Genomic DNA, 10350 nt, shown 5'->3' with positions numbered 1-10350 from the left:
GACGCCGACGGCAACTTCCCCACCCAGCAGGCCCCGGGCGGCAAGCACCTATTGGGTACAACGGTAGGAGGCTACGACGTCCTGTCGCGGGTGATCTGGGGTGCGCAGACCGCCATCCTGGTGATCGTCGTCGCCGTGGCCATGTCCATCGTCGTCGGCGTTGCCCTTGGCTTGGTCAGCGGCTACCTGGGCGGGTGGCTCGACCGGATCCTGGTGGTCATCGCCGACGCTGTCTACGCCTTTCCGTCGCTGCTGGTGGCCATTGTGATGGCCATTGTCATCAGCGGAGGCCAGTCCAGCCTCATCGGAGGTATTTTCGCCGCCGGCACGGCCATCACGCTGGTATTCATTCCACAGTATTTCCGGGTCATTCGGGCCGAGACTGTCAGGTTGAAGGCCGAGCCGTTCGTAGAGTCAGCAAAAGTGGTGGGCGCCTCCAACATCCGCATCATGAGCCGCCATATCTACCGCAACGCCACGCGCACCCTGCCGCTGATCTTTACGCTGAATGCCTCCGAAGCCATCCTCACCCTGGCCGGACTGGGGTTCCTTGGTTTCGGCATCGAACCCAGCTCGGCCGCCGAATGGGGCTTCGACCTCAACAAGGCGCTCGCCGACACCACCTCCGGAATCTGGTGGACCGGTATGTTCCCGGGCCTGGCCATCGTGCTGACCGTGGTGGGCCTGACCCTGGTGGGGGAGAGCATCAACGACCTGAATGATCCGCGCCTGCGCGGCCGCAAGAGCACACGGGGCAACTCGCCGGCGCCGGTGGATACTGCTGCCATCGCAACCGAATTGAGGGCCTCATGACCGTCAACATCGACCCTCTGTCCGGCCGGCAGTCCGACGGCAGCCACCGCCCGGTTCTCGCCATCGACCACCTGCAGGTCACTTTCGCCACCGACGGCGGGCCCGTCCATGCCGTCAAGGATGTCAGCCTGGAGGTCGGGAAAGGCGAAGTGCTCGCCATCGTGGGGGAGTCCGGGTCCGGCAAGACGGTCACCGCCAAGACCATTCTGGGCCTGCTTCCGGAAACGGCCAGCAGTTCGGGTGCAGTGGTCATCAACGGGGTTGACGTCATCAGTGTCAGCGCCGCCCGCCTGCGGCAGATCCGTGGCCGTGAAGTGGCCATGGTTTTCCAGGAACCCTCCACGGCGCTGAATCCGGTGTTCACGGTCGGCTGGCAGATCGCCGAGGGCATCCGAGCGCACTCAGGCACTGGAGGAAAGCGGGTTTCGGCCAGGGAAGCCAAGTCCCGGGCCGTTGAAGCGCTGCGCAAGGTCGGCATCCCCGATCCGGAGCACCGCGTCAACTACTACCCGCACCAGTTCTCCGGAGGACAGAAGCAGCGGGTGGTTATCGCTGCGGCGCTGGCACTCAATCCCGGCCTGATCGTTGCCGACGAACCCACCACGGCACTGGACGTCACGGTCCAGGCAGAGATCCTGGAACTGCTCAGGGATCTGCGGGACAAGTACGGCACATCCATCGTGCTCATCACCCACAACATGGGGGTCGTTGCGGACCTCGCCGACCGGGTGGTGGTGATGTACGAGGGGGACGTCGTCGAGGAGGCTCCCGCACGCACGTTGTTTGCGGAACCCCGGCGGGACTACACCCGAAAGCTGCTCGCCGCGGTACCGCATCTCGGGCACAACTCCGCCTCACAAGGACTTACCGCCCGGCCGCACCAGGATGAGGAAGTCCTGGTGGAAGCCGACAACTTGACCATCGAGTACCCGGGCAGGCTCGGAACACCGGCATTCAAGGCCGTGGACCGGGTCAGCTTCACTCTTTCGCGGGGAGAAGTGTTGGGACTGGTGGGGGAGTCCGGTTCCGGAAAGACCACCATCGGGCGGGCCATCGCGGGCCTGAACAGGACCACTGGCGGCAGCCTCCGCGTGCTGGGATACGAAATGCTGAACCTCCGGGAGCGGACCTTCAAACCGCTCCGGAAGGACATCGGTTTTGTGTTCCAGGACCCTGCTGCCTCGTTCAACCCGCAACTGACCATCGGGGACTGCATCGCCGAACCCATGGTTATCCACACGAAGCCAAGCCCGGCGCAGGCGCGCAAACGCGTAGGCGAGCTGCTCGAATCAGTCCAGCTGCCGGCGTCGTACGCGGGACGGTACCCGCATGAGCTGTCCGGGGGACAGCGCCAGCGCGCGTCGCTGGCGCGGGCCCTCAGCCTTAACCCGCGGCTGCTGATAGCTGATGAGCCGACATCGGCCCTGGACGTTTCAGTGCAGGCCAAGGTTTTGGAGCTGTTCAAGGACATCCAGCAGGAGTTCGGTTTCGCCTGCCTCTTCATCAGCCACGACCTCGCCGTTGTGGACATCCTGTCCTCCTGGGTGGGCGTCCTGTATAAGGGCAGGCTGGTAGAGCAGGGAATTGGGAGCCAGGTGATGGGAAACCCGCAGCATGATTACACGCGGCGGCTCATCGCCTCCCTTCCCGTACCGGATCCGCAGGAACAGGCCAGGCGGCGGGAAGAACACCGGGCACTGCTCGGCATTTGATGCGCTGACGAGGGCATGCAGTAAGCGCCGGTGCCGGATACCGGCACCGGCGCTTAACACCCGGTCGAAACAGGAGCCCTCCCATAGACTTGGACCATGACGCAGCACAACCTCCACGCTCCTGACTCCGATGACTACGACCCCTCCGCCAGTTCGCTGACCCGCCAGGTGGACAACTCGGTGATGGCTGAGCTGCTCTCCATCCGCTCCAGCATTGACAACATCGACGCCACGCTGGTCTATCTCCTGGCTGAGCGGTTCAAGGCAACCCAAAGGGTGGGGTTCCTCAAAGCCACGCATCGGCTGCCCGCAGGGGATCCCGGGCGCGAGGCGGCCCAGATTGCACGGCTGCGCAGGCTGGCCGAAGACGCCCATCTGGATCCTGCCTTCGCTGAGAAGTTCCTGAATTTCATCATCGGTGAGGTCATCCGGCATCACGAGGCGATCGCCGAAGACCATGAGGCTGCCTCGGGACAGCACCCGCAGGCATCAGCACTCGCGTGAGGACAGGAGAACGGCACGAGGCCGGTTCCGGAGCAACGCGCGGGAACGAGGCGCCGCCGAGGGAAGTAACCGCCACCGGACTCGGGCCATGGCCCGGCGAAGACCCGGTGGAAGCGGCAAAGATCATCCGGGGCGAGCTGGGCAGCCCCCATCTGCCATTCCTCGCCGAACTGCCGGACCGGGGCGTGGGGTCAGATGCCCTGGGCCGCACGGCTTGCCTCCTCGAGGAGCTGGCCGTGGACGTCCAGCCCTATGGTTGGCGGCTCGTGGACCGTCCCGGCAAGGACTTCCGCCGCGCTGCCTCCGCCCTTGCCACTGACATCAACGTCCTGGCCGATGTGGCCGGTGCGGAGGAGAAGCCGGCTGCTGAGGTGAAAGTGCAGTTGGTGGGTCCGCTGAGCCTTGCGGCCGGCCTCCACCTGCACAACGGCGAGCGCGCCCTCATCGACTACGGCGCCCGGCGGGATCTCGCAGCTTCCCTTGCTGCCGGTGTCGGCACGTATCTTTCCCGGGTCTCGGCCGCGGTTCCCGGTGCCCGCCTGGTAGTACAGGTCGATGAGCCTGACATCGCAGCCGTCCTGGCCGGCACCATTCCCACCTCCAGCGGTTACCGCACGCTGCGTGCAGTTGCGGCCTCCGAGGCGCGGGAGTCCTGGCGCGTTGTCCTGGACGCTTTGCGGGCCGCCGGCGCCGCCGAGATCGTTATTGCTGTTCCCGAAATTGAGGCGCCCTTCGAGCAGATCCTCGCGGCCGGAGCCGACGGCATTGCTGTTCCGCTGAAGGCGCTGACCGCCCGGCAATGGGAGCAACTGGCCGGAGCCGTGGAATCGGATAAACGCCTGTGGATCGGGGCCCTGGACGTGGCCGGGAACTCCCTGCCGAAGGTGTCTGACTGCGTCGACGCGGTATGGCGTCCCTGGCACCAGCTGGGCCTGCCGGCGACGGCCTTCAGCACTGTGCGCGTCACACCCTCTGCCGGACTTGCCGGCCGCAGCCCGGCTGATGCTGCGGCAGTCCTGGGCCGGATCACGCAGCTCGCCGATGGGCTGAACCAGCTGGCGCAGGGCTAGGAGCGTCAGACCCGGTTTTCCCAGCGGTCCGGCTGCGCGTACCGCGGCAGGAAACTCTGTGCGGCGCTCCCGCCTGTGTATGCGCGCAACCTGTAGTCGAAGCTGCCGGCATAGACCAGCACCAGGCCGACCTGGGGCTGGATCACCTTGACTTGGATGTGGTGCTTTCCATTGCTGCCTTCGGTTGGATCCCACCACTGTTCCGCGTAGGCTTTGGCGTCCAGGGCGGCTGGAAGGGGGATCCGGAGGGGGCCAAGGAAAAGCCTGGAAGCTTCGGAAACGCCGCGGAGCCGTCCCTCCGCTGTCACGCTCAGGTTCAGGTCGGTCACCAGCCGACGACGCCTCCCCACGTAGTCAACCAGCCGGGGTGCCCCATTGTCGCTGACAGCGCTGGTGGTGTCCTGGAAGATCCGGGTACGCCCTGGAAAGCGGATTTCCCGGCGGGCCGTGAGGCTTGAGCGGCCAAAGGGATCCTGGTGGGCGTGGTTTTCGATCCGGAACGGAATGTTCTCCCCATACTCGGGGAAGAATGCTTCCTCCCCGCCGGTCAGCCGCAGCAGCGGACGCAGCCAGTCCTGGCGGCAGCCCACGACGTCGAACGCGCCCTCGCCCACGCCGTACTGGCCGCTCCCCGGCACCAGGGCAAAGTACTCCTGCAGTTCAGGCTGCAGCCGGCCGAAGTCTGGTCCCAGGGCCTGCTGGTAGATCGGTAAGTTCATGGGGGACCTCCTCGTGAGGGGCATGGACAGCGATAGGGACTTCACAATCTACCTGCAGCCTTGAGCCTGATGTACATATCCGCCAGCTGTGGCGGGAGCTCCTGCGGCTCGGCGTCCACCACTTCCACACCATGATGCCGGAGCTCCGCGGTGACCGCTGCCCGTTGCAAAAGCGCGCGTTCGGCCGCGGCGGCGCGGAAGACACCGGCGGCATTGTCACGTTCCCGCAGCATCCTTCCGAGCTGGGGGTCCCGGACGGCCGCCACCACCACCATGTGCCGGCGGGCAAGTTGCACCGCAGTGGGGATGAGGCCCTCCTCAGGCGCGCCGCCCTCCAGGGAGGTCAGCAGCACCACCAGGGCCCGGTGGGCGGACACGGCGCGGACCTGCCCCGGGATGGCCGACCAGTCCAGTTCGATGAGCTCGGCTTCCAGCGGGGCCATCGCCTGGACCAGCCGGCCCAGGAGATTACCCTGCCCGGCAGATCCCGCCCTGGCCCGCGTCCGGCGGTCAAAGGCCAGGAAGTCCACCCGGTCTCCGCCCCTTTCCGCAAGGACTCCCAGCAGGAGGGCCGCTTCCATTCCGGTATCCAGGCGGGGCTCGTCGTCGATCCTTGCTGCCGAGGTCCTGGACGTGTCCAAAACCATCACGATGCGCCGGTCGCGTTCCGGCCGCCAGGTGCGCACCACTACAGCAGACCGTCGTGCCGTAGCCCGCCAGTCAATGGACCGGACGTCGTCACCCCGGACGTAGTCGCGCAGGGAATCAAACTCGGTGCCGGCACCCCTGATCTGGACGGCGGCCTTGCCGTCGAGCTCGCGGAGCTTACGCAATTTGGACGGCAGGTGCCGACGGGAACTAAAAGGAGGCAGGACCCGAAGTATGCCGGGGCAGTCAATGGTCCGCTGACGTGCTGCCAGCAGCAATGGTCCGTAGGAGCGGACGGTGGCATGGGGGGCCTTGAGGTCTCCGCGCCTGGCAGGCTGCAGCCGCACACTCATCCGCCTGACTTCGCCAGCCGGAACGTTGATGTCCTGGACAGGAAGTTGTGCCCCGGCGGAGGGCTGCCAGGCATCACGCACGGTTCCGCGCAACCGGCGCCTTCCATCGTTCCGGATGGTAAGCACAGAGTTCGCGCTCCCATGCAGCGTCACGTTGCCGGGCTCCCGGCGCACCACCCGGACGTGGCGGAGCGAGCCGGCCAGGACAAGGTCCACGGCTGCCAGGGTCAGCAGAGATCCGGCCGCGAGGAAAACCGTTCCCCATCCAGGCACCAGCAGGACCGGCACCACGCCCAGCAGCACCAGCACCACAAAACGTCCGGAAACGGCCATCAGCGCGGTACGGGCACGGAAGCGAGGATGCTGGCCAGAACATCGTCCACCCGCACCCCGTCCATCTGCGCCTCAGGCTGCAACGTCACCCGGTGCCGCAGGCAGGGCAGGGCCAGCGCCTTGACGTCATCCGGTGTGACGAAACCCCGGCCCGACAGCCAGGCCCAGGACCGCGATGTGTTCAGCAATGCCGTGGCACCACGCGGTGAGACACCCAACTGGAAGGATGGTGCCGACCGCGTGGCCCTGGCCAGGTCCACGATGTAGCCGATGATTTCAGGCTCGACCGCAACGGTGGACACAGCCTGCCGGGCCCGCTCCAGGTTTGACGCACCTGCCACCGGCCGGACACCGGCGGCCGCGAGGTCACGCGGATCGAAGCCGGCGGCGTGACGGCGGATCACTTCCATCTCGTCCCGGCGCTCCGGCAAGGGCATGGTGAGCTTCAGCAGGAAACGGTCCAGCTGTGCTTCGGGGAGTGGATAGGTGCCCTCATACTCCACCGGGTTCTGGGTGGCGGCTACAAGGAATGGGGACGGCAGCGGCCGGGAGACGCCGTCCGCCGAGACCTGCCGCTCCTCCATGGCCTCGAGCAGCGATGCCTGGGTCTTGGGCGGGGTCCGGTTGATTTCGTCGGCGAGCAGGAGGTTTGTGAACACCGGCCCTTCCCGGAACGAGAACTCGGAGCTGTGGGAGTCGTACACGAGGGAACCGGTGACGTCTCCTGGCATCAGGTCAGGGGTGAACTGCACCCGTTTGGTGTCAAGGCTCAGGGCTGCGGACAACGCCCGCACCAACAGGGTCTTGGCCACGCCCGGCACACCTTCCAGCAGCACGTGACCCTGTGACAGCAAGGCAATCAGCAGTCCGGTGACGGTGGCATCCTGCCCCACCACCGCCTTTGCCACCTCATGGCGCACATCCAGCAGCGCCTGACGGGCGGAATCGTGGGTATTGTCAAGGACCCGGGGGCCGCTGCCCTGTTCGCTCATCGGCTACTGACCTCTTTCTCTAGGTTGTCCAGTTCCTGCGCCCAGGCCACAAGCCGTGCCTCGCTGCGGGGACGCTCATTCAGGAGTTGTTTGATGTCCGGGGAGGGCCGGCCCAGGAACCGTGCCGTCGCTTCCGCGGTGTCGTCCGCGGCGGCACCTGGCCCCAGCCGCAGCTTCCGGGCCAGCCGCACCAACGTGCCGGCCCGAAGGTTGTCGCGGGCTTGTTCGATCGCATGCGAGTCATGGTAGAGCCGGGCCCTTCCCTCTGCAGTCTCCACAGCCTTGACCACCACGGGCAGCGGCTCGAAAACCAGCGGTCCGTGGCGCCGGCCCTGCCAAAGGATTGCCGCCAGTGCCACCAGGGCGAGCCAGAGGCCAAGGAAACGGGCCCAGTCCGGTGCAAGCTCATCCAGCGTTTCAGGGGAACCGGACGTCTCAAGGTCGGCGACGGACGGCAGATACCAGACCAGGTCCGGGGAACTGCCCAGGGTCCGGATCGCGAGGGCGGCGTTGCCCAGTTCGTCGAGTCGTCCGTTGCTGAGGATGGCCGTGCTGCCCAGGACCGAAACGTGCCCGTCGCCGCTCACCGTCAGCAGCCCGGCGGCGGTGCCCGTCGGCCGGTAGCAGGACGTCCCGCCGTCGTACACGAAGCCGGACTGGCCGGAGACGGCGCCGGCAGCTTCTGCATCCGGGAGCGCGCAACCGGGCTCCAGGACTGTTGATGCCTCGGGCACCACGCCGGCCTGGCTTATCCCGCTGTCCAGCGCGGCAAGCGTCTGCAGCCGGGGCGATACAACCACCACGCGCTTCGCGGCGCCGGACAATTCGCGCAGCCGGGAGTCATCCAGGAACCCGTCCCGGTCGTACAGCAGGAGTGTGGGGGAGTCGCCGTCGGCAAGGGCGGCCATCGCGTCTTCGAACGTGTCGGCGTCCCGGACGTCAACCCCGTGACGGCCCAAAATTTGGGTGACAGCCCGTGCCCCCTCTGGTCCAGGGTTGTTAACGGACAAGGAAACGCCGTCGCCCTTGGGGGCGAGCTGTCCCCAGATGACCAGCCCCAGGGCCACGGCCACGACTGCTGCCACGGCAGCCAGGGCACGGTGCCGGCGAAGCCACCGAAGCGGGTTCCTGACGGCAATCCCGGTTTCGGGGCTGTGGCTCTTCGTGTTCGCAGCTTCGGAGACCATCCCGGTCATGGCAGCGCCGCCGGATCCTGCTGCAGGCCGTCATCCTGCTGCTCCACGTTCCTGGCAGGCTTCATCGCCTGGAGACTTTGGTCGAGGCCGGCTATCGCCTGGTAATCGGAGCTGCCCGCAGTCCAGTTTCCGTAGCGTACGGCGTCGAAGGTCCTGGCTGCCATGTCAAGGCGCGCGGCTTCCACCGGGAACGGTACGGATAAGGCGAGGACCACTTCATCCGCGGTCCGGCCGGGCTGCGGATCAAGGACCATACGGTCTTCCGCGGAACGGACCAACGCACGGAACCGGTCGACGACGGCATCCCCCCATCTTCCTTCTGCGGCAGACGCTTCCGCACGCAGCCGGTAGTCGGAAGCTGTCATGTCACTGTCCGGCTCGAAGACCTCCTTACGCTGCCGGGCCTTCGGGTTCAGGCGGGGTCGTGCCAGGATTACAGCGGCGGCAATGACTACCGCAATGACGATTCCGATGACCGGGCTCGGCACCGGGCCCGCTTCGCCGGCCGGCCCGTCCAGGGACAGCAGCCAGTCCAGGAAACTTCGCCACAGCGAGTCCAGCCAACCCGGCTCAGCGTCCCGGTACTCCGGTTTACCAAGTTCCTCAGCTGCCCACCGCCGGGCTTCCTCGGCCCCCGGGAGCACTGGAGGTTCAGCGGACATTCGGCCAGGCTCCGCCGGCGCCCGTCCCGGGAAGTGGGCCCTGCCCTGAGGCAGTCATCCCGCGTCCGGGGATTCCTTCCGGATCGGCGCCGGTTTCCAGCAGGCGGAGGAGGGCGATGTCCAACCCGTCCTTCCGCATTCGAAGATCCATGTAGATCAACGCCATTACCGAGGTTTGGAACGCGTAGCCGACTGCACCGATCAGTGCGCCCAGGACGGCAGTGAACACGCCGACTGCAACGGCGATGGCGACGTCCTGCTCAGTGCCGCCATGCGGCGACATGGAACCGCCAAGGAAGGTTGGCAGCAGGCTCACCGGAATCATCACCACTTGCCCGATGATGCCCACCATGATGCTCACCACCAAGGTGATGCCGAAGATCCGCCACCAGTTGCCTCGGGTAAGTGCCCAGGAGCGGCGCAAGCCATCAAGGGCGCCAAGTTCCTCGATGACAACGGCGGCAGGGGCCACCATCAGCTTGATATAAATCCATACGAACACGGCAATAAAAGCAGGCACCAGGGGAATGAGCAGCAGGGCTCCGGCGCCTTCCATGCCGGCGACCAACCCCACGGCGACCGCTGCCATCACCAGAAACCCGAGCAGGCCGGCCACCATCATCAGCGCGGCCAGACGGATCAGCGCCCAGGCCCGCGAACGTGCCAGACTCCACATCTGCCTGAACCCGGTGGGGCGGTTGAGGATGGACCGCGCCACGGGCACCACCATGGCGCCCTGGAGTACGGCCGAGATAAAAAGCGTCAGGACTACTACCAGCAGGATGGCGGCCAGAAATCCCAGGCCGAGGGAGGCAAGGTCGTCAGGACTGGCGCTTTCCGCCCACGCTTCGAAGGAGACCAAGGAAGTGGCTGTCACAGCCGTGATCACGGCGGCGAGGATGGCTGCGAGCGACTGGGCGAGGACTGCGGCGCCCAGCATGGCCTTTGAGTTGCGCCGAATGGTCTGGAAGGAGCCGTCCAGGATTTCACCGAACACCAGGGGGCGCAGGGGAACGATGCCGGGTTTGGGTGGGGCTACGTAACGGGGCTGCCCGTAAGGTTGTTGCTGGCCGTAGTCCGGACCCGGGTAAGGGGACTGCGGCGTGCCCCACTGCTGCTGCCCCGGCCTGGATCCCCAAACCGGCTGGCCACCCCATTCAGGCTGCTTGCCCCACGCGGACGCCGATCCCCAACCGGCCTGGTCATGAGTGGGAGGCGCGGGCTGAACGTTCGGGCCGAAGCCAGGCGCGCCGTCGTCGCCGGCATTGCTGCGGGCGTCCGGTCCGCCGTCAGTGCCGGGGCCTTTGCTGCGGGCGCCCGGTCCGCCGTCAGCGCCGGGGCCTTTGGG

General features: G+C 66.6%; 10 protein-coding genes. 4 read left to right on the top strand and 6 right to left on the bottom strand.

Annotated features, from left to right (window positions below):
* The 4 genes from AC5RWX_RS25860 to AC5RWX_RS25845 all read left to right on the top strand — a co-directional run.
* On the top strand, positions 1–813 hold an 813-nt coding region (locus AC5RWX_RS25860), incomplete at its 5' end, for an ABC transporter permease (protein WP_494099138.1).
* Positions 810–2525, top strand: a complete 1716-nt coding sequence (locus tag AC5RWX_RS25855) for an ABC transporter ATP-binding protein (protein ID WP_494099137.1) — start codon at positions 810–812, stop codon at positions 2523–2525. The genes AC5RWX_RS25860 and AC5RWX_RS25855, both read left to right, overlap by 4 nt.
* 96 nt (positions 2526–2621) lie before the next feature.
* The gene (locus tag AC5RWX_RS25850) at positions 2622–3029 is read left to right on the top strand and encodes a chorismate mutase (RefSeq protein WP_494099136.1); all 408 of its coding nucleotides are present in this window, start codon (positions 2622–2624) and stop codon (positions 3027–3029) included.
* Complete coding sequence (locus AC5RWX_RS25845; protein WP_494099135.1) at positions 3026–4099, top strand: uroporphyrinogen decarboxylase/cobalamine-independent methonine synthase family protein; 1074 nt, start codon at positions 3026–3028, stop codon at positions 4097–4099. Before AC5RWX_RS25850 ends, AC5RWX_RS25845 begins: the two co-directional genes overlap by 4 nt.
* A 5-nt stretch (positions 4100–4104) precedes the next feature.
* Here AC5RWX_RS25845 and AC5RWX_RS25840 read toward each other — a convergent pair whose 3' ends face one another.
* From AC5RWX_RS25840 to AC5RWX_RS25815, 6 genes are all read right to left on the bottom strand, one after another.
* Entirely contained in the window at positions 4105–4818 is a 714-nt protein-coding gene (locus AC5RWX_RS25840; protein WP_494099134.1) for a DUF4166 domain-containing protein, read from the bottom strand.
* 41 nt (positions 4819–4859) lie between these two features.
* Positions 4860–6152, bottom strand: coding sequence for a DUF58 domain-containing protein (locus AC5RWX_RS25835; RefSeq protein WP_494099133.1), 1293 nt, complete (start codon positions 6150–6152; stop codon positions 4860–4862).
* Positions 6152–7144 (bottom strand): AAA family ATPase, encoded by a 993-nt coding sequence (locus tag AC5RWX_RS25830; RefSeq protein WP_494099132.1) that lies wholly within the window; start codon positions 7142–7144, stop codon positions 6152–6154. The genes AC5RWX_RS25835 and AC5RWX_RS25830 overlap by 1 nt, the downstream gene beginning before the upstream one ends.
* Positions 7141–8340, bottom strand: a complete 1200-nt coding sequence (locus AC5RWX_RS25825) for a DUF4350 domain-containing protein (protein WP_494099131.1) — start codon at positions 8338–8340, stop codon at positions 7141–7143. Before AC5RWX_RS25825 ends, AC5RWX_RS25830 begins: the two co-directional genes overlap by 4 nt.
* Positions 8337–9002 carry a DUF4129 domain-containing protein gene (locus AC5RWX_RS25820; protein ID WP_494099130.1) on the bottom strand — a complete coding sequence of 222 codons (666 nt, stop codon included), beginning with the start codon at positions 9000–9002 and terminating at the stop codon, positions 8337–8339. The genes AC5RWX_RS25825 and AC5RWX_RS25820 overlap by 4 nt, the downstream gene beginning before the upstream one ends.
* Positions 8992–10350: DUF7847 domain-containing protein (locus AC5RWX_RS25815; protein WP_494099129.1), on the bottom strand; the 1359-nt coding region annotated here is incomplete at its 5' end. The genes AC5RWX_RS25820 and AC5RWX_RS25815, both read right to left, overlap by 11 nt.

It is taken from the genome of Arthrobacter sp. SPT-J7 (genome assembly GCF_059089965.1).
This window is presented reverse-complemented; position numbering and strand designations above follow the sequence as displayed.

What these genes read in the sequence shown, in the direction of transcription:
- AC5RWX_RS25855 (WP_494099137.1), top strand. Translation starts at nt 810, where the DNA reads ATGACCGTCAACATCGACCCTCTGTCCGGCCGGCAGTCCGACGGCAGC.
- AC5RWX_RS25850 (WP_494099136.1), top strand. Translation starts at nt 2,622, where the DNA reads ATGACGCAGCACAACCTCCACGCTCCTGACTCCGATGACTACGACCCC.
- AC5RWX_RS25840 (WP_494099134.1), bottom strand. Translation starts at nt 4,818, where the DNA reads ATGAACTTACCGATCTACCAGCAGGCCCTGGGACCAGACTTCGGCCGG.
- AC5RWX_RS25835 (WP_494099133.1), bottom strand. Translation starts at nt 6,152, where the DNA reads ATGGCCGTTTCCGGACGTTTTGTGGTGCTGGTGCTGCTGGGCGTGGTG.
- AC5RWX_RS25830 (WP_494099132.1), bottom strand. Translation starts at nt 7,144, where the DNA reads ATGAGCGAACAGGGCAGCGGCCCCCGGGTCCTTGACAATACCCACGAT.
- AC5RWX_RS25825 (WP_494099131.1), bottom strand. Translation starts at nt 8,340, where the DNA reads ATGACCGGGATGGTCTCCGAAGCTGCGAACACGAAGAGCCACAGCCCC.
- AC5RWX_RS25820 (WP_494099130.1), bottom strand. Translation starts at nt 9,002, where the DNA reads ATGTCCGCTGAACCTCCAGTGCTCCCGGGGGCCGAGGAAGCCCGGCGG.